Genomic DNA, 17,813 nt, shown 5'->3' on the forward strand with positions numbered 1-17,813 from the left:
ATCGCGCGCCGGCCCCTCGCCGCCCCTGACGGCAAGACGACGCCGCGGCCGGCTCGCCGGCCTCGCCCCGTCATGGCGGCCAAGCTTCAGAATCCAAGGAGTATTCCCATGCTGACCGAGCGTTTCGACGCCGCGCTGGCCTATGCGCGCGCGGCCCATGCGACCCAGACCCGCAAGGCGACGGCGATCCCCTACATGTCCCATCTCATGGCCGTCTCCTCGCTGGTGCTGGAGGCGGGCGGCGACGAGGAACAGGCGATCGCGGGTCTTCTTCACGATGCGATCGAGGATGCGGACGCCACCGAGACGGGGCTTGCGGCGCAGTTCGGCGAGCGTGTCGCACGGATCGTCGCCGAGTGTTCGGACCATCACGGCGGGACCGAAAAGGCGGGCTGGCAGACGCGCAAGGATGCCTACCTCGCCGGGATCGCCACGAAATCGCCCGACGCGGTGCTGGTCACGACCTGCGACAAGCTGCACAATGCGACCGCGATCCTCGAGGATCTGCGCGCCATCGGCCCCACCGTGTTCGACCGCTTCACCGCCGGGCGCGACGGCACGCTGTGGTATTACGACGGCCTCGCGCAGGCGCTTTCGGCGCGGATGCCGGGCCCGCTTGCGGGGCGTCTGTCGCGCGTGGTCGCCGAGCTTCACGCCGAGGCGCGCGGTTGAGCGCGACGCCGGGCGTCATCCCGGGAACCGGTCGCGGATGAGCGCGTCGAGCGCGCGGCGGCTGAATTCGGTCAGTTCGAAGAGGTATGCGGCGCGCATGCCCGACCGCCAGAGACGCCGCGCGCGGTAGACGCCGAGGCAGGGAATGTGGATGGTCGCGTCGGCCGACAGGCCCTTCGCAAGCGCACGCTCCGCAAGTGGCGGGTCCAGCTCCAGTTCGACGCCGCCGGCCGAAACCCGCGTGATCCTGCAGGAAAAACCTTCGTCCCCGACGCGCACCTCGCCCGCAAGCGCCCCGGTATGGCCGCGAAAGCGCGCCATGTCCGACGCCAGCGGCCCGTCTGTCTCGATGATCGTCACGCGGGGCCTCCTCGCACAAAGCGGCAGCGCCCTCGCTTGAACCACGATACTGTTAAAGCATCGTGAACGCGCCCCTCACTCCGCCATGAGGCGGCTGATGAGAACCGTTACCTCTGGACGCTTGCCGATCTCGGAGACGCAGACCTCACGCACGAGGCGGCGCGTGGCCTCCTCGAGCTTGTCGTCGTCGTCGATCGTCCTTTGCTTGAGGCGGGGCAGCGCCTGCGACAGCTCGTCCTCGATCATCGCGGCAAGGTCGCCGCCCGTCGTCCCCGTCTCGGGCAGGCCGCGCAGCGCGACCCATGCATCTTCGAGGATCTCGTCCTCCTCGTCGACGATCAGCGCGACCACCACGATGCCGTTCAGCGCCAGCTTCATCCGGTCGCGGATGATCCCGTCATAGGCCCCGATCAGCGCCGAGCCGTCGAGGTAGGTCTTGCCGACGTCGATATGCTCGACCACGCCGGGCGCATTGCCCGACAGCTCGACCATCATGCCGTTCGCCGCGACGATGCCGTCCATGCCCTTGGACAGGGCGAGCCGCGCGTGTTCGCGCAGGTGGCGGAACTCGCCATGATTGGGAACCAGGATCTGCGGCCGCAGCAGGTCGTGCATCGCCTCGAGGTCCGGCCGGTTCGCATGGCCCGAGACATGGTAGAAGCCCGCCTGTTCGTCCACGACTTCGACACCGATCTCGGCCAGCGCGTTCTGGATGCGTCCCACGCCGACCTCGTTGCCGGGAATGGTCTTGGAGGAGAAGAGGAACAGGTCGCCCTCCTTCAACTCGTGGCCAAGGTAGCTGCCCCGCGCAAGGGCGGCGGAGGCCGCGCGGCGCTCGCCCTGGCTGCCCGTGACGATCAGCATGAGGTTCTCGCGCGGGATCTCCGTGGCTTCCTCGGGCGAGAGGGTGCGCGGGAAATCGGTCAGGACGCCCGCCTCCACGGCGGCTGTCACCATCCGCTTCATGGCGCGGCCCAGAAGGCAGATGGACCGCCCCTGGGCGACGCCCGCGTCGGCCAGCGTCTTCAGGCGGGCGACGTTGGAGGCGAAGGTGGTCGCAACCACCATGCCCTTGGCGCTTGCGATCAGGGCGCCGATGGGTTCGGGCAGCTGGCTTTCCGAGCGGCCGGGGTGCCGGGAGAAGACGTTGGTCGAATCGCAGATGAACGCGCGGACGCCGCCATTGGCGATGTCGCGGAACATCTCTTCGTCGAAGGGTTCGCCGACGACCGGATCGCGGTCGATCTTGTAGTCGCCCGAATGCACGACACGGCCCTCGGGCGTGTCGATGACGAGGGCCGAGGCCTCGGGGATGGAGTGGCTGACGGGGGCGAACTGCACGCGGAACGGGCCCGCCTCGACGATCTCGGGATAGGGGCCCACGACGCGGACCTCGGAGGGGTCGCTTCCGGTCTCCTCCATCTTCCGCATGGCGTGGATCGCGGTGAAGCGGCGGCAATAGACCGGCGCGCGGAGCCGGGGCCAGAGATGCCCCAGCGCGCCGACGTGATCCTCGTGCGCATGGGTGATGAAGATCGCCTCGATCCGGTCGGCGCGCTGCGCGAGCCATTCGATGTCGGGCAGGATCAGATCGACGCCCGGCTGGCCGTCCATGTCGGGAAAGGCCACGCCCGCGTCGACGACGATCAGCCGCTCCGCGCCCTGCGGCCCGTAGCCGTAGACGTAGCAATTCATTCCGATCTCCCCCGCGCCTCCGAGGGGGAGGTAGATCAGCCGGTTCCGATCGGTCATATGCTGCCCTGGTCCTTGTTGTAATTGTAGATGACCGTCAGGCCATGCATCGTCAGGTCGTCCTCGATCCCGTCAAATAGCACATCGCCCTGCGAGAACAACGACGCAAGCCCGCCGGTGCCGATTACCCGCATGGGGCGCTCGTACTCGCCCCGGATGCGGTCGCAGATGCCCCGGACAAGGCCGACATAGCCCCAGAAGACCCCGGACTGCATGCAGGCGACGGTGTTGGTGCCGATCACCTGCTGCGGCTTGGTCACGTCCACATGGGGCAGCGCCGCAGCCGCGTGGTGCAGCGCCTCGAGGCTCAGGTTCACGCCCGGGGCGATCACGCCGCCCACATAGGCGCCGTCATGGGCCACCACGTCGAAGGTCGTGGCCGTGCCGAAGTCCACCACGATCAGGTCGCCGCCGTGCCGGTCGAAGGCCCCGGCCGTGTTCACCAGCCGGTCGGGCCCCACCTGTGTGCCCTGGTCCACCCGCGGCGGCTGGGGCAGAAGGCATTCGGGCTTGCCCACGACAAGGGGGCGCGTGTCGAAATACCGGTCGCACAGAACGCGCAGGTTGAACACGACGCGCGGCACCGTCGAGGAGACGATGCAGGCCGTGATCGCGACATCGAGGCGGTTGTGCGCCATGAGCGTGGAGAACCAGACATAGTACTGGTCGGCGGTCCGCTGGTGTTCCGTCGCGGTGCGCAGCGTGCACAGGAACCGCTCTCCGTCCCAGACGCTGAAGACCGTGTTGGTGTTGCCGCAATCTATGCACAGCAGCATGGGCCGTCCTCCCTGCCCCAAGGTTGGTGAACCGGTTCTAGAAGAAAATCTCGGCCGCGGCGATGGCCCTGCGGCCCTTCGGCGTCTCAAGGACGATGTTTCCGCCCGCATCGATGTCGCGGAACGTGCCCGCGATCTCCTCTTTGGGAAGCCGCGCCGTGACGGTCTCGCCGAGACGCGCGGCCCCTCGCAGCCACGCGGCGCGGATCGGCGCGAAACCATAGATGGCCATCTGGCTCTCGCGGTGCGCGAAGGCCGGGGCAAGCAGGTCGAGGAACGCCTCGGGCGTGATCCCGATCCCGGCGTCCGCCTTCAGGCTGACGGGGGCCAGCGCGCCGGCCTCGAGGCTGGCAGCGGGGGGCGCCTCGGCAAGGTTCACGCCGATGCCGACGACAAGATGCGCGACGCCGCCCCTGCCGTCGCCCATGCTTTCCAGGAGGATGCCGGCGGCCTTGCCGCCCCGCACGAGGACGTCGTTCGGCCATTTCAGCGTAATGTCGCCCTCGGCGACGCCAGCAGCGACGAACGCGTCGCGCAAGGCCAGCGCGGCCACGAAGGAGCGCAGAGCGGCCTCGGCCGGCGCGCCCTCGGGGCGCATGACGAGCGAGGCCGCGAAATTGCCCTCGGGCATGGCCCATGCCCGGCCCCGTCGCCCCCGCCCCGCCGTCTGGCGCAACGCGAGGACCCATTCCGGGCCGAGGAGGCCGGGCGCGATGCGCGCGGCCTCGGCCATGGTGCTGTCGGTCTCGGGCAGGATGCGGCGGCCGACACCCTCGGGCCACGCCGCCATGTCAGCGCAGAAGCATCTCGGCGGCGGCGGCGGCCGGGGCCTCGATCCCGAAAAGGTTGATGACGCCCAGAAGCATCAGCGCCGCCGAGGCGATCAGACCCGCGTAGGGCAGGAACGACACGCCCGCGTCGAGGCCGTCGCGCTCTTCGCCGAAATACATCAGGTAGACGATCCGCAGGTAGTAGTAGGCGCCGATCACCGAGGCCAGCATCCCCGCGACGGCCAGCCACACCAGGCCCGCTTCCACGGCCGCGAGGACGACGGCGTATTTCGCGAAGAAGCCCACCAGCGGCGGTACGCCCGCGAGGCTGAACATCAGGATCAGAAGCGCCAGCGCCCGCGCGCCGTCCTTGCTTGCGAAGGACGAAAGCGCCGAGATCTCGGTGATGTGGCGGCCGTCCTTTTCCATCGACAGGATGAAGGCGAAGGTGCCGACGTTCATGGTGACGTAGATCGACATGTAGATCAGCATCGCCTCGACGCCCTGAGCAGTGCCGGCGGCAAGGCCCATCAGCGCATATCCCATGTGGCCGATCGAGGAATAGGCCATCAGCCGCTTGATGTCGGTCTGGCCGATCGCCGCGATGGAGCCGAGGAACATCGACAGGACCGCGAGGAAGGCCACGATCTGCTGCCATTCGCCCACCGCGCCGCCGAAGGCGTCGTGCACCACGCGCGCCAGAAGCGCGATGGCCGCAACCTTGGGCGCCGTGGCCAGAAGTGCGGTGATCGCCGTCGGCGCGCCCTCGTAGACGTCGGGCGTCCACATGTGGAAGGGCGCGGCGGAGACCTTGAAGGCGAGGCCCGCAAGCACGAAGACGAGGCCGAAAAGCAGCCCCAGCGACAGCTCGCCCGCCGCCGTCGTCTCGATGATGCCCGAAAACAGCGTGGTTCCCGCGAAGCCGTAGACCAGCGAGGCGCCGAACAGCAGGAGGCCCGAGGACAGCGCCCCGAGGATGAAGTACTTGAGGCCCGCCTCGGTCGATTTCACGCTGTCGCGCCGGATCGAGGCGATGACGTAGAAGGCCAGCGACTGCAGCTCGAGCCCGAGATAGAGCGCGATCAGGTCGCCCGCCGAGACCATCACCATCATGCCCACCGTGGCGAGGACGACGAGGACCGGGAACTCGAAGCGCAGGAGGTTGTGGCGCGTCATGTAGTCCTGCCCCACCAGCAGCACGGCCGCCGCCGAGAACAGGATCGTGACCTTGGCGAAGCGCGAGAAGGCGTCATCGACGAACATCCCGTCGAAGGCGATGCGCGATCCGCTTCCGGTCAGGGCGATGTAGGCGCCCATGATCGCGAGCAGGAGTGCCGTGCCCCACGTCAGCGCGGGCGCAAGCCCGTCCTTCGTCGTGTAGACCGCCGCCAGAAGGCCCGCCATCGCGAAGAGCGACAGGACGATTTCCGGCAGGATGATTGCGAGATCGGGACCGAGCATGTGCTTGCCTCAGTTGTTCGCGGCGAACCGGCTGTCGGGCACGGGGGCCTCGAGCGCCAGCTCGTAATCGGAGACGAGCGCCTCGACCGAGGGGCCGATCACGTCGGTGATCAGGCTCGGGTAGACGCCGAGAAGAAGGGTCATGACGACAAGGGGGGCGAAGATCGCCTTTTCCCGCCGGTCCATGTCCGTGATGGACTTGAGGCTTTCCTTGATGAGGTCGCCGAAGACCACGCGGCGGTAGAGCCAGAGCGCGTAGCAGGCCGACAGGATCACGCCCGTGGCCGCGAAGACGCCGACCCAGGTGTTGACCTGAAAGACGCCCATCAGCGTCAGGAACTCGCCCACGAAGCCCGAGGTGCCCGGCAGGCCCACGTTCGCCATCGTGAAGAGCATGAAGATCGCGGCGTAGGCCGGCATCCGCACCACCAGACCGCCATAAGCGTCGATGTCGCGCGTGTGCATCCGGTCGTAGATCACGCCGACGCACAGGAACAGCGCGCCCGACACGAACCCGTGGCTGATCATCTGGAAGATCGCCCCGTCAACGCCCTGCTGGTTCGCCGCGAAGATGCCCATCGTCACGAAACCCATGTGCGCGACGGAGGAATAGGCGATGAGCTTCTTCATGTCCTCCTGCACCATCGCCACGAGGCTCGTGTAGACGATGGCGATGACGCTGAGCCACAGGACCAGCGGCGCCATGATGTCGGAGGCGACCGGGAACATCGGCAGGCTGAAGCGCAGGAAACCGTAGCCCCCCATCTTCAGAAGGATCGCCGCCAGCACGACGGAACCGGCGGTCGGCGCCTGAACGTGCGCGTCGGGCAGCCAGGTGTGGACCGGCCACATGGGCATCTTCACCGCGAAGGAGGCGAAGAAGGCGAGCCACATGAGGGTCTGCGCGCCGCCCGCGATCTGCCAGCCCAGAAGGCTGATCGGGCCCGCGTCGAACTGGTGGTTCAGAAGCGTGGGAATGTCCGTCGTGCCCGCGTCCACGAACATGGCGATCATCGCCACCAGCATCAGGACCGAGCCGAGGAAGGTGTAGAGGAAGAACTTGAAGGACGCGTAGATCCGGTCCTTTCCTCCCCAGATGCCGATGATCAGGAACATCGGGATCAGGCCGGCCTCGAAGAACAGGTAGAACAGCACGAGGTCGAGCGCCACGAAGACGCCGATCATCAGCGTCTCGAGCACCAGAAGCGCGATCATGTATTCCTTCACGCGGTGCTTCACACCCCAGCACGAGGCCACCGTGATCGGCATCAGGAACGTGGTCAGCATGACGAAAAGCACGCTGATCCCGTCCACGCCCACCTTGTAGTTCAGGCCGAACAGCCACTCGGTCTGCTCGACCAGCTGGAAGCCCGTGTCGGAGGCGTCGAACTGCACGAGGATGAAGATCGAGATCAGGAACGTCGCAAGCGTCGCCGCGAAGGCGAGGCGCTTTGCGTTCAGTTGCGCGGCCTCGTCCTCGCCGCGCAGGAACACGCCCATGATGACGGCCGCGACGAGCGGCAGGAAGGTGACGATGGAAAGCAGATTGTCCATGGGTCGGTCTCAGGCTCCGGCGCTCAGTGTGACCCAGGTGATCAGGACAACGATCCCGAGCACCATCGCGAAGGCGTAGTGGAAGATGTAGCCGGACTGCGCCCGGCCCGCGAGGCGGGTGAAGAAGGGGATGATCCCCATGGCGAGCCCGTTGATGCCGCCGTCGATCACCGCGCCGTCCCCGCCCTTCCAGAAGAAGCGGCCGACGGCGCGCGCGGGACGGACGAACAGGAAGTCGTAGGCCTCGTCGAAATACCACTTGTTCAGGAGGAACAGGTAGAGCGGCCGCTGCGCCCGCGCGAGCTGCCCCGGCACCGCCGGGTTCAGGACGTAGAACCACAGCGCCGTCACGAAGCCCAGAAGCATGGCGACGAAGGGGCTCCACTTCACCCAGTAGGGCACCTCGTGCGCCTCGTTCAGGACGTTGTTTTCCGGGGCCGCGTGGATCGCGCCCTCGCCGGGCGCGCCGGTCAGGACGTAATGGGCATAGGCGCTGCCGCCATGCTCCTCGCCGGTGGCGGCGGGCGCCTCCGAATGGGCGTCGTCGGAGCCGGCGCCCTCCTCGGCGGCGTGCGCGCCCTCCTCGGCGTAGGGAACGCCGAAGAACTTCGCCACGTCGTCGGTATGTCCGAAGAACGAGTTGTACCAGACCACGCCCGAGAACACCGCCCCGATCGCGAGCGCGCCAAGCGGCACGAGCATCGTCCACGGGCTTTCATGCGCGTGTTCGTGCGTGTGCCTGTTGCCGCGCGCCTTGCCGAAGAAGGTCATGAACATCAGCCGCCACGAGTAGAAGCTGGTGAACGCGGCCGCCACGATGAGCGCCCAGAACGAGAAGGTCCCGAGGTCTCCGCCGAAGGCGAAGGCGCTTTCGACCACCGCGTCCTTCGAGAAGAAGCCGGCAAAGCCGAAATAGGTGGTCGGGATGCCGACGCCCGTGATGGCGAGCGTTCCGATCATCATGGCCCAGAACGTGTAGGGGATCTTCGTGCGAAGCCCGCCGTAGTTGCGCATGTCCTGCTCGTGGTGCATCGCGTGGATCACCGAGCCCGCGCCGAGAAACAGCATCGCCTTGAAGAAGGCGTGCGTGAACAGGTGGAACATCGCGACCGAGTAGACGCCCACGCCCGCAGCCACGAACATGTAGCCCAGCTGCGACATGGTCGAATAGGCGATGACGCGCTTGATGTCGTTCTGCACCAGTCCGATCGTGGCGGCGACGAAGGCCGTGACCGCGCCGATGACGATGATGAAGTTGCCGGCCATGGGCGCGTATTCGATGATCGGCGACATGCGGCAGACCAGGAACACGCCCGCCGTCACCATCGTGGCCGCGTGGATCAGCGCGGAAACCGGCGTCGGGCCTTCCATCGCGTCCGGCAGCCATGTGTGCAGGAACAGCTGCGCCGACTTGCCCATCGCCCCCACGAACAGGAGGAAGGCGATGGTCTCGGCCGCGTTCAGCTCCATCCCGAGGAAGGAAATGGTCATCTCCGCGAACTCGGCGCCCATCGGCAGGATCACGTCGAACTGGATCGAGTCGGCCATCCAGAAGATCGCGAAGATCCCGAGGAGGAAGCCGAAATCGCCCACCCGGTTGACGATGAAGGCCTTCATCGCGGCCGAGCCCGCCGACGGCTTGCGGAAGTAGAACCCGATCAGGAGGTAGGAGGCGACGCCCACGCCCTCCCAGCCGAAGAACAGCTGAAGGAGGTTGTCTGCAGTGACCAGCATGAGCATGGCGAAGGTGAAGAACGACAGGTAGGCGAAGAAGCGCGGCCGGTAGCTTTCGCCGTGCTTGAAATTGTCGTCATGCGCCATGTAGCCGAAGGAATACAGGTGCACGAGCGCCGAGACGGAGGTGATCACGATCAGCATGATCGCCGTCAGACGGTCCAGCCGGATGCCCCAGTCGGTGAACAGCGTTCCCGACTCGATCCATGTGAACAGCGAGCGCGTCGTCGTCTCGCCGTCGAAGGTCAGGAACACGACCCAGCTCAGAAGCATCGACAGGAACAGAAGGCCCGTGGCGACCGCGCAGGCCGCCTGCTCGCCGATCATGCGCCAGGTGAAGCCGCAGATCAGCGCGCCTGCGAGGGGGGCGAAAAGGAGGATCGTTTCCATGTGCCTCAGCCCCTCATGTTCGAGACGTCTTCGACCGCGATCGTGCCGCGGTTGCGGAAGTAGCACACGAGAATCGCAAGGCCGATGGCTGCCTCCGCGGCGGCGACGGTCAGGATGAACAGCGTGAAGACCTGCCCCGTCAGATCGCCGAGGTAGGCGGAGAACGCGACGAGATTGACGTTCACCGACAGCAGCACAAGCTCGATCGACATCAGGATGATGATGACGTTCTTCCGGTTGAGGAAGATGCCGAAGATGCCGATGACGAACAGCGCGGAGGCCACCGTCAGGTAGTGTTCAAGACCGATCGTCATGCCGTCCCTCCGGGAACCGCCGGGTCCCCATGGTCTTTCGTTTCGTGCCGCGGCACAGGGCCGCGTCGGTCAGTCGACGCGCCGCCTCAGAGCCCCTGCCCCGGCTTCACGTCCTTCAGTTCCATCGCCTTGGCCGGATCGCGATACATCTGGGCAAGCACGTCCTGGCGCTTGATGTCCGCCCGGTGGCGCAGCGTCAGCACGATCGCGCCCACCATCGCCACCAGAAGCACCAGGCCCGACAGCTGGAACAGCAGGAAGTAATCGTCGTAGAGGATCATCCCCAGCGCGCGCGTGTTATGGATCTCGTCGATGGGCGGGATCGGGTTGCCGAGCCGCGCGTCGACCCCCTCCGAGAAGGTCCAGCTGCCATAGGCGAGGCCAAGCTGCATCAGGAGGATCACCCCGATCAGGCCCCCGAGCGGCATGTATTTCGCCATCTCGGCCTTCAGCCCGGCGAAATCCACGTCGAGCATCATCACGACGAACAGGAACAGCACCGCGACCGCGCCCACGTAGACGATGATCAGCAGCATCGCGACGAATTCCGCGCCCAGAAGCACGAAAAGCCCCGCGCCCGAAATGAACGACAGGATCAGCCAAAGGACCGAGTGGACCGGGTTCCTTGCCGTCACGGTCAGAAGCCCGCCCACGATGATCGAAACCGCGAAGGCGTAGAAGGTGAAATCGGCGATCGTCATGTCACTCCTCCGCCTCGTCGATGGCCTGCTTGGCAAGCTCCATCGCCTTGTTCATGGCAGGCACGCCGCCGAACATGGCGGCCAGCCCGATGGTCTCGGCGACTTCCTGTTTCGTCGCACCCGCCTCGATGGCGTGGCGCACCGTCAGCCGGATCTGCGGCTCGGCGATCGCACCCTGGATGGTCAGCCCCTGAAGCGTCAGCAGAAGCCGCGTCTTTGCGTCCAGCCCCTCGGGGTTGAACTGCTTGCCGAAGAAGGCCTCCAGCATCTCGGAGGGCACCGTCGGCCACAGCTTGTCCATGCCCGCGACGTTGAAATGCGCCAACGCGGGGTTCATGGCCTTGACCCACTCCTGGGACATTTCCTGCGTCTGCCGGAACAGCGCCTCGAACGGGTTCTGAGGGGTGTCGGTCATCGGTAGGGCGCATCCAGCTCGAGGTTGCGGGCGATCTCCGCCTCCCAGCGCTCGCCGTTCTCCAGAAGCTTCTGCTTGTCGTAGTAGAGCTCCTCGCGGGTCTCGGTGGCGAACTCGAAGTTCGGGCCTTCCACGATGGCGTCGACCGGGCAGGCCTCCTGGCAGAAGCCGCAGTAGATGCACTTGGTCATGTCGATGTCGTAGCGCGTCGTGCGCCGCGAGCCGTCCTCGCGCGGTTCGGCGTCGATGGTGATGGCCTGCGCGGGGCAGATCGCCTCGCAGAGCTTGCAGGCGATGCACCGCTCCTCGCCGTTGGGATAGCGGCGCAGCGCGTGTTCGCCCCGGAACCGCGGCGAAAGCGGCCCCTTCTCGTGCGGGTAGTTCACCGTGGCCTTGGGCGCGAAGAAGTAGCGCAGCCCGAGGGACAGACCCTTCAGGAAGTCCTGAAGCAGGAAGTATTTCGCGGCGCGCGTGTAGTCGATCTGCGTCATGTCAGCCTCCGCGTCAAATGCCGGCCGCCCAGCGGGCATAGGCGCCGCCGAACATCTCGAACTTCGCGAAGAAGGCCACCAGAACCACCCAGAACAGCGAGAAGGGCAGGAACACCTTCCAGCCGATCCGCATCAGCTGGTCGTAGCGGTAGCGCGGCACGACGGCCTTCACCATCGCGAAGAGGAAGAAGAAGAACGCCATCTTTGCGACCATCCACAACGCCCCGTCCGGCACGAAGGGGATCGGCGACAGCCACCCGCCGAAGAACAGGAGCGTGATGAGCGCGCACATCAGGAAGATGGCGATGTATTCGCCCGCCATGAACAGCAGGAACGGCGTCGAGGAATATTCCACCTGGTAGCCCGCGACCAGTTCGGACTCGGCCTCGGGAAGGTCGAAGGGCGGGCGGTTCGTCTCGGCGAGTGCAGAGACGAAGAACAGCACGACCATTGGCAGGTGCGGCAGCCAGTACCAGCCGAAGATGCCGAGCCCCGTGTCCTGCGCCGCGACGATCGCGCCGAAGTTCATCGAGCCGGTCGAGATGATCACCCCGATGATGATCAGCCCGATCGAGACCTCGTAGGAGATCATCTGCGCCGCCGAGCGGAGCGAGCCGAGGAACGGATATTTCGAGTTCGACGCCCAGCCGCCCATGATCACGCCGTAGACCTCGAGCGAGGACACCGCGAAGACGTAGAGGATCGCCACGTTGATGTCGGCGAGAACCCAGGTGTCGTTGAACGGGATCACCGCCCAGGCGATCATCGCCAGCACGAAGGAGGTCATCGGGGCGAGCATGAACACGGGCCGGTCGGCACCGGCCGGGATCACGACCTCCTTGACGACATACTTGAGCGCGTCGGCCACCGTCTGCAGGAGGCCGAAGGCGCCCACGACGTTCGGACCCCGGCGCATCTGGACCGCGGCCCAGATCTTGCGGTCCCCGTAGACGAGGAACAGCAGCGAGATCATCACGAAGCCGATCACCAGAAGGCTCTGGGCCGCCATGACCAGCATGAGCCCCGGTGTGGTGGAAAAGAAGCCGTCCATGGGTCGTCCTCAAACCGTCGGTATACCTTGCTCGGCGCAGCCGGCCACCGTCACTTCGGCGTCGATCGTCTGCAACCCTCGCGGGAGCGTCGGCGAGACGGTGTAAACCGCATCCGCGATCCGAACGCCACCCTCACTTTGCACACTTGTGCGAACATGTCGCGCAAAGCCGTAACCCCGGTCCAGCGCATGGCGCGCCGCCGCGCACGAGGCGTAGGCCAGAAGATCGTCGTCCGATGCGGGCCCCGACATGCGGACCTTCAGGTTGACGATGTCATCGGCGAGAAGCAGCGTCTCCACGCCCTCGTGACGCGCAGCGACCGCCCCGGGCGCGCCCGCCGGCTGGCAGGCGCCAAGCACGACGCCCGCAAGGCCCGCCGCAAGACAGGTGGCTGCCGCAGGGCGCGCCACCCGGGGTCACTCCGCCGCCAGCGGGGCCTGAGCGCGCGCCCGAGCGGCCGCGCTCTGCTCGGCCATGAGCGCGCTGGCTCGGGCGATCGGGTTGACGAGGTAATGATCGGCGATGGCTGGCCGGAACTCGGCCTGTCCGAGCGGGCCGGCCGGCAACGCGGTCCACTCGTTCTCGACCACGTCGTCCACCATGCCGAGATGCGGCACGTCCCGCACCATCGCGCGGCGCAGCTCTGGCAGCGAGTTCCACGGCTGCGTCGCCCCCAGCTCGGCCGACAGCGCGCGCAGGATGGCCCAGTTCTCGCGCGCCTCGCCGGGCGGGAAGCCGGCGCGGAAGGCAAGTTGCGGACGGCCCTCGGTGTTGACGAAAAGCCCGGCCTCCTCGGTGTAGACCGCGCCCGGCAGGATCACGTCGGCGCGGTGCGCGCCCCGGTCCCCGTGCGAGCCCTGGTAGACGACGAAGGCGCCCTCGGCGATCTCGATCTCGTCGGCGCCGAGATTGTAGATGACGTCCGCGCCATCGACGGCGGCCGCGATGCCGCCCTCGGTCACGGCGCCCACGTCCATAGCGCCCACGCGGCCCGCCGCGGTGTGCAGCACCAGAAGGCCCGACCCCGTCTCCTCGGCCAGTTTCATCGCGGCCGCAAGCACGGCCTCGCCGTCGGCCTCGCGGATCGCACCCTGCCCCACGATCACGACCGAGCGTTTCTCGCGGATCGCCTCGCCGTGGTCGCCGTTCACCAGCCGCTCCAGCGCGGCGCGGTCGGCGCCGAGGTGCTCGACGTCGAAGGTCAGGTCCACCGCCGGGCCGACGACGGCGACGCTCGCGCCCTTCAGCCACGCCTTGCGGATGCGCGCGTTCAGGACCGGCGCCTCGATGCGCGGGTTGGTCCCTATCAGCATGACCGCCTCGGCGTCGTCGATATCCTCGATCGCCGCCGTGCCCACATAGGCCGAGCGGTTGCCCGCCGGAAGCTTCGCGCCGTCCGTGCGGCATTCGACGGTGCCGCCCTGCCCTTCGACCAGCTGCTTCAGCGCATAGGCCGCCTCGGTCGGGACGAGGTCCCCCACGAGGCCCGCAAGCTTCGAGGCGCCGCGGATCTTCTCGGACACCAGCCTGAAGGCCTCGCCCCACTTCGCGGGCCTCAGCCTGCCGTTCTCGCGGATGTAGGGCCGGTCGAGACGCTGCCGCCGGAGGCCGTCCCAGACGTAGCGCGACCGGTCGGCGAGCCATTCCTCGTTCACCCCGTCATGGTTGCGGGGCAGGATGCGCATGACCTCGCGGCCCTTGGTGTCCACGCGGATGTTCGAGCCGAGCGCGTCCATGACGTCGATCGTCTCGGTCTTGGTCAGCTCCCAGGGGCGCGCGGTGAAGGCGTAGGGCTTGTTGGTCAGCGCGCCGACCGGGCAGAGGTCCACGATATTGCCCTGCATCTCGCTGTCGAGCGTCTGGCCGAGGTAGCTGGTGATCTCGGCATCCTCGCCGCGGCCGGTCTGGCCCAGCTCGGGCATCCCCGCCACCTCGGTGATGAAACGGACGCAGCGCGTGCACGAGATGCAGCGCGTCATGTGCGTCTCCACCAGCGCGCCGAGGTCGAGATCCTCGACCGCGCGCTTGGGCTCGCGGTAGCGCGAGAAATCGACGCCGTAGGCCATCGCCTGGTCCTGCAGGTCGCATTCGCCGCCCTGGTCGCAGATCGGGCAGTCGAGCGGGTGGTTGATGAGAAGGAATTCCATCACCCCCTCGCGCGCCTTCTTGACCATGGGCGAGTTGGTCTTGATGACCGGCGGCTGCCCCTCGGGACCTGGGCGCAGGTCGCGGACCTGCATCGCGCAGGAGGCGGCGGGCTTGGGCGGGCCGCCCACGACCTCGACAAGGCACATGCGGCAGTTGCCGGCGATCGAAAGACGCTCGTGGTAGCAGAAGCGCGGAATCTCGATTCCCGCAATCTCGCAGGCCTGGATGAGGGTCATCGCGGGATCGACTTCGATCTCGCGTCCGTCGATCACGATCTTGCGCAGGTCGCTCATGGCTAGCCGGTCCTCGGGTTGGCCCGCGGCCCCCGCCCTCCCGGCGTCATGACCGGATCGGGCGCGCGACCGCTGGCTCACGCGTTCGACCGCCTTCTAACCCCCGCGAAGCAGCCTGCCAATGGGCGAGCCCGCGGCGATTTCGTCGCGGCCGACCCGGCAGACGCCCGACGGATCGTCCAGCGCGGCGCCGCGCGAGGCGAAATAATCCGTCGCGATCTGGCGATAACGCTCCTGATCGGCATCGTTGTCGATGTAGGCGCGGATCTCGGAACGGGTGAACCCGAGGTCCTCGGCGCGATCCACGAGGCTTTCCAGGAAGGTCATCGTCCTCAGGACCCGCCCGGAAATCTCGGGACAGCGCAGGTGGATCAGCCGCCCCACGGAAAACGCGGTGAGACCCTGGTGGATCACCGGGTCGTCGCGCAGGGGCTGGTAGGCGTCCGCCCGCGCAGAGCCCGCGCTTACCGCAAGCGCGAAGGTCACGACGAGGGCGCAGGCGCCCATGATTGCGGTTGCTGCCTTCATGTCTCCGGTCCTTCCGACTCGCTTTGTTCGCGTTGGTCGGGATCAGGGGCGCTGCGGCCGTGTCATTCAATAACCGAGGACGGATCGCGCGGAACCTGCGCGGGCATCCGCGGAAACACGCTCAGCGCCCGCGGAAATCGGCCGAGGGCGTCAGCCGAAGTCCCAGATCGTCAGGCTCAGCCAGACGAGTGCGACGGCGAAGACGACGGACAACAGGCAGAACGCCGCGTTCTCCAGCTTTTCCGCCGTGTCGAGCAGCGTCGCCACGCCAGCCGCCGCCATCGCGCCCAGCACCGCGCCGAAGACGGCGCCGCCAACCCCGAGCGACGCCCCGAGGGCTGCGCCCAGACAGCAGCACAGTACGAATACGAAAGTGAGCCCGTATCGATGAAAACGAACCATGAACCTGCCTCGATTTGCCTCGTGCCGTTCCGGTGCGGCGCGCAGCCTGCCCGGACGGTCATTGCAGCCAGGGTATCCGGGACGGGTTCCTCCGGCAACGATTCATCGGATGCCTCGGAGGGTCGGACGGGCCTGAGGCGGATACGTCACAGCCCCATCGGCCGGCGCGGCTTGCCGTGGCGCGGGCGGCCTTCTCCCGCGCGTCAGGTGCGGGCGGCCCCGAGATAGGCGAAATCGTAGGCCGCGTCGGTCGGTCCGTCCCGCTCCAGATCGGCGAGCCTGTCCAGCCCCTCGCGCACCTCCGGCAGATGGCCGGCCGGAACCGGCCAGATGACGTAGGTGCGGTGATCCTGTGGCCGGAACCACGCCTCGCGGCGCTTGAGGAACGTGCCGTGCAGCGTGCGCATCACGAAATGTTCCAGCGCCTCGGGACCTTCCCAGACCGAAAGCGTGCGAAGCGCGCAGGGATCGCCCGGATAGGGCGTCACCCCGTCGCGGAGGCTTGCCTGCCCGTCCTCGACCAGCCGCCAGACGAAGCCTGGGCTGCGGTCTGCAATGGCGTTGACCTTGCCCGCGTTGTCGGTGAACCCGGCCGTGCGAGGATCGTCCAGCGGGTGCCACAACTGCCCGACGTTCAGTTGGGCGACGTGGTGTCCCGCCGGATGGCGCATCACTCGGCCGCGATCTCCACCGTGCCGCCGCGCTTCACGCGGATGCGGTCCTCGATCTCGTGACGGAAGTGCCGGATCAGGCCCTGGATCGGCCACGCGGCGGCATCTCCGAGGGCGCAGATCGTGTGCCCCTCGACCTGCTTGGTGACGTCGAGCAGCATGTCGATCTCCTCGACCTGCGCCTCGCCCTTCACCAGCCGGTCCATCACGCGCATCATCCAGCCCGTGCCTTCGCGACAGGGCGTGCACTGGCCGCAGCTTTCATGCTTGTAGAACTTCGACAGCCGCCAGATCGCCTTGATGATGTCGGTGGAGTTGTCCATCACGATCACCGCCGCCGTCCCGAGGCCCGAGCGGTTCTCGCGCAGCCAGTCGAAGTCCATGATCGCGCCCTCGCGCATGGTCTCGCCGGGCAGGCAGGGCACCGACGAGCCGCCGGGGATCACCGCCTTGAGGTTGTCCCAGCCGCCGCGGATGCCGCCGCAGTGACGGTCGATCAGCTCGTCGAAGGTGATCGACATGGCCTCTTCGACGACGCAGGGATTGTTGACGTGGCCGGACACCGCGAACAGCTTCGTGCCCGCGTTGTTCGGCCGGCCGAAGCCCGCGAACCATTCCGCGCCGCGCCGCAGGATCGTCGGCACGACGGCGATCGATTCCACGTTGTTGACGGTCGTGGGGCAACCATAGAGGCCCGCGCCCGCCGGGAAGGGCGGCTTCATGCGGGGCATGCCCTTCTTGCCCTCGAGGCTTTCCAGAAGCGCCGTCTCCTCGCCGCAGATGTAGGCGCCGGCGCCGTGGTGCAGGTAGAGGTCGAAGTCCCAGTCCGAGCCGCAGGCGTTCCGGCCCAGAAGGCCTGCATCGTAGGCCTCGTCGATCGCGGCCTGGAGCGCCTCGCGCTCGCGGATGTATTCGCCGCGGATGTAGATGTAGCAGCAATGCGCGCCCATCGCGAAGGACGCGATCAGGCAGCCTTCGATCAGCGTGTGGGGATCGTTGCGCATGATCTCCCGGTCCTTGCAGGTCCCGGGCTCGCTCTCGTCGGCGTTGACCACGAGGTAGGCGGGCCGCCCGTCCGATTCCTTGGGCATGAACGACCACTTGAGGCCGGTGGGAAAGCCCGCGCCGCCCCGGCCGCGCAGACCGGACGCCTTCATGATCTCCACGATCCTGTCGCGGCCGAGGCCGATCAGGTCCTTCGTCCCGTCCCAGTGCCCGCGCGCCTTCGCGCCGGCCAGCGAGCGGTCGTGCATCCCGTAGATGTTGGTGAAGATCCGGTCTTTGTCCTGCAGCATCGTCATCTCTCCTGCCCCGGTCCGGCGGGGCCGC

19 protein-coding genes are annotated in these 17,813 nt (G+C 67.2%); 1 reads left to right on the forward strand and 18 read right to left on the reverse strand.

The window, feature by feature from the left end:
• On the forward strand, positions 1-672 hold a 672-nt coding region (locus tag P6F26_RS11510), incomplete at its 5' end, for an HD domain-containing protein (protein ID WP_278028837.1).
• A 15-nt stretch (positions 673-687) separates the two neighbouring features.
• Here P6F26_RS11510 and P6F26_RS11515 read toward each other — a convergent pair.
• The 18 genes from P6F26_RS11515 to nuoF all read right to left on the reverse strand — a co-directional run bounded on the left by P6F26_RS11515 (position 688) and on the right by nuoF (position 17,779).
• Entirely contained in the window at positions 688-1,032 is a 345-nt protein-coding gene (locus P6F26_RS11515) for a hypothetical protein (protein ID WP_278028838.1), read from the reverse strand.
• Between the two features lie 75 nt (positions 1,033-1,107).
• Positions 1,108-2,784 (reverse strand): ribonuclease J, encoded by a 1,677-nt coding sequence (locus P6F26_RS11520; protein WP_278028839.1) that lies wholly within the window; start codon positions 2,782-2,784, stop codon positions 1,108-1,110.
• Positions 2,781-3,560: a type III pantothenate kinase gene (locus tag P6F26_RS11525; RefSeq protein WP_278028840.1), complete on the reverse strand. Its 780-nt coding sequence runs from the start codon at positions 3,558-3,560 to the stop codon at positions 2,781-2,783. The genes P6F26_RS11520 and P6F26_RS11525 overlap by 4 nt, the downstream gene beginning before the upstream one ends.
• Before the next feature lie 37 nt (positions 3,561-3,597).
• Positions 3,598-4,350, reverse strand: a complete 753-nt coding sequence (locus P6F26_RS11530) for a biotin--[acetyl-CoA-carboxylase] ligase (RefSeq protein WP_278028841.1) — start codon at positions 4,348-4,350, stop codon at positions 3,598-3,600.
• 1 nt (position 4,351) lies between these two features.
• The gene (gene nuoN, locus P6F26_RS11535) at positions 4,352-5,791 is read right to left on the reverse strand and encodes an NADH-quinone oxidoreductase subunit NuoN (RefSeq protein WP_278028842.1); all 1,440 of its coding nucleotides are present in this window, start codon (positions 5,789-5,791) and stop codon (positions 4,352-4,354) included.
• Positions 5,792-5,800: 9 nt separating this feature from the next.
• Positions 5,801-7,345, reverse strand: coding sequence for an NADH-quinone oxidoreductase subunit M (locus P6F26_RS11540; RefSeq protein WP_278028843.1), 1,545 nt, complete (start codon positions 7,343-7,345; stop codon positions 5,801-5,803).
• Between the two features lie 9 nt (positions 7,346-7,354).
• The gene (gene nuoL, locus P6F26_RS11545; RefSeq protein WP_278028844.1) at positions 7,355-9,469 is read right to left on the reverse strand and encodes an NADH-quinone oxidoreductase subunit L; all 2,115 of its coding nucleotides are present in this window, start codon (positions 9,467-9,469) and stop codon (positions 7,355-7,357) included.
• A gap of 5 nt (positions 9,470-9,474) precedes the next feature.
• Entirely contained in the window at positions 9,475-9,783 is a 309-nt protein-coding gene (gene nuoK, locus P6F26_RS11550) for an NADH-quinone oxidoreductase subunit NuoK (RefSeq protein WP_278028845.1), read from the reverse strand.
• 86 nt (positions 9,784-9,869) lie between these two features.
• Positions 9,870-10,484, reverse strand: coding sequence for an NADH-quinone oxidoreductase subunit J (locus P6F26_RS11555; RefSeq protein ID WP_278028846.1), 615 nt, complete (start codon positions 10,482-10,484; stop codon positions 9,870-9,872).
• 1 nt (position 10,485) lies between these two features.
• A complete protein-coding gene (locus P6F26_RS11560; protein ID WP_278028847.1) occupies positions 10,486-10,899 on the reverse strand; it encodes a carboxymuconolactone decarboxylase family protein in 414 nt (137 codons plus the stop codon).
• Positions 10,896-11,390 (reverse strand): NADH-quinone oxidoreductase subunit NuoI, encoded by a 495-nt coding sequence (gene nuoI / locus P6F26_RS11565; RefSeq protein ID WP_278028848.1) that lies wholly within the window; start codon positions 11,388-11,390, stop codon positions 10,896-10,898. The genes P6F26_RS11560 and nuoI overlap by 4 nt, the downstream gene beginning before the upstream one ends.
• A gap of 13 nt (positions 11,391-11,403) precedes the next feature.
• Positions 11,404-12,441: an NADH-quinone oxidoreductase subunit NuoH gene (gene nuoH / locus P6F26_RS11570; RefSeq protein WP_278028849.1), complete on the reverse strand. Its 1,038-nt coding sequence runs from the start codon at positions 12,439-12,441 to the stop codon at positions 11,404-11,406.
• A gap of 9 nt (positions 12,442-12,450) precedes the next feature.
• Complete coding sequence (locus P6F26_RS11575; RefSeq protein WP_430736742.1) at positions 12,451-12,852, reverse strand: hypothetical protein; 402 nt, start codon at positions 12,850-12,852, stop codon at positions 12,451-12,453.
• A gap of 6 nt (positions 12,853-12,858) precedes the next feature.
• The gene (gene nuoG / locus P6F26_RS11580) at positions 12,859-14,883 is read right to left on the reverse strand and encodes an NADH-quinone oxidoreductase subunit NuoG (RefSeq protein ID WP_278028850.1); all 2,025 of its coding nucleotides are present in this window, start codon (positions 14,881-14,883) and stop codon (positions 12,859-12,861) included.
• Positions 14,884-14,979: 96 nt separating this feature from the next.
• A complete protein-coding gene (locus P6F26_RS11585; protein WP_278028851.1) occupies positions 14,980-15,411 on the reverse strand; it encodes a DUF5333 domain-containing protein in 432 nt (143 codons plus the stop codon).
• Positions 15,412-15,561: 150 nt separating this feature from the next.
• Positions 15,562-15,813 carry a hypothetical protein gene (locus P6F26_RS11590; RefSeq protein ID WP_278028852.1) on the reverse strand — a complete coding sequence of 84 codons (252 nt, stop codon included), beginning with the start codon at positions 15,811-15,813 and terminating at the stop codon, positions 15,562-15,564.
• Between the two features lie 203 nt (positions 15,814-16,016).
• On the reverse strand, positions 16,017-16,484 hold the full coding sequence (locus tag P6F26_RS11595; RefSeq protein ID WP_278028925.1) for a DUF3291 domain-containing protein: 468 nt from the start codon (positions 16,482-16,484) through the stop codon (positions 16,017-16,019).
• Positions 16,484-17,779, reverse strand: coding sequence for an NADH-quinone oxidoreductase subunit NuoF (gene nuoF, locus P6F26_RS11600; protein ID WP_278028853.1), 1,296 nt, complete (start codon positions 17,777-17,779; stop codon positions 16,484-16,486). The genes P6F26_RS11595 and nuoF overlap by 1 nt, the downstream gene beginning before the upstream one ends.
• Positions 17,780-17,813: the final 34 nt, after the last annotated feature.

Origin of the sequence: Roseicyclus salinarum, assembly GCF_029624655.1 — a bacterium.
GTDB lineage: Bacteria > Pseudomonadota > Alphaproteobacteria > Rhodobacterales > Rhodobacteraceae > Roseibacterium > Roseibacterium salinarum.

Coding starts and splice junctions, on each gene's coding strand:
- P6F26_RS11525 (WP_278028840.1), bottom strand. CDS start 3,560: ATGCTGCTGTGCATAGATTGCGGCAACACCAACACGGTCTTCAGCGTC.
- P6F26_RS11560 (WP_278028847.1), bottom strand. CDS start 10,899: ATGACCGACACCCCTCAGAACCCGTTCGAGGCGCTGTTCCGGCAGACG.
- nuoN (WP_278028842.1), bottom strand. CDS start 5,791: ATGCTCGGTCCCGATCTCGCAATCATCCTGCCGGAAATCGTCCTGTCG.
- P6F26_RS11585 (WP_278028851.1), bottom strand. CDS start 15,411: ATGAAGGCAGCAACCGCAATCATGGGCGCCTGCGCCCTCGTCGTGACC.
- P6F26_RS11520 (WP_278028839.1), bottom strand. CDS start 2,784: ATGACCGATCGGAACCGGCTGATCTACCTCCCCCTCGGAGGCGCGGGG.
- nuoG (WP_278028850.1), bottom strand. CDS start 14,883: ATGAGCGACCTGCGCAAGATCGTGATCGACGGACGCGAGATCGAAGTC.
- nuoI (WP_278028848.1), bottom strand. CDS start 11,390: ATGACGCAGATCGACTACACGCGCGCCGCGAAATACTTCCTGCTTCAG.
- nuoH (WP_278028849.1), bottom strand. CDS start 12,441: ATGGACGGCTTCTTTTCCACCACACCGGGGCTCATGCTGGTCATGGCG.
- P6F26_RS11530 (WP_278028841.1), bottom strand. CDS start 4,350: ATGGCGGCGTGGCCCGAGGGTGTCGGCCGCCGCATCCTGCCCGAGACC.
- nuoF (WP_278028853.1), bottom strand. CDS start 17,779: ATGCTGCAGGACAAAGACCGGATCTTCACCAACATCTACGGGATGCAC.
- P6F26_RS11590 (WP_278028852.1), bottom strand. CDS start 15,813: ATGGTTCGTTTTCATCGATACGGGCTCACTTTCGTATTCGTACTGTGC.
- P6F26_RS11540 (WP_278028843.1), bottom strand. CDS start 7,345: ATGGACAATCTGCTTTCCATCGTCACCTTCCTGCCGCTCGTCGCGGCC.
- nuoK (WP_278028845.1), bottom strand. CDS start 9,783: ATGACGATCGGTCTTGAACACTACCTGACGGTGGCCTCCGCGCTGTTC.
- P6F26_RS11595 (WP_278028925.1), bottom strand. CDS start 16,484: ATGCGCCATCCGGCGGGACACCACGTCGCCCAACTGAACGTCGGGCAG.
- P6F26_RS11555 (WP_278028846.1), bottom strand. CDS start 10,484: ATGACGATCGCCGATTTCACCTTCTACGCCTTCGCGGTTTCGATCATC.
- nuoL (WP_278028844.1), bottom strand. CDS start 9,469: ATGGAAACGATCCTCCTTTTCGCCCCCCTCGCAGGCGCGCTGATCTGC.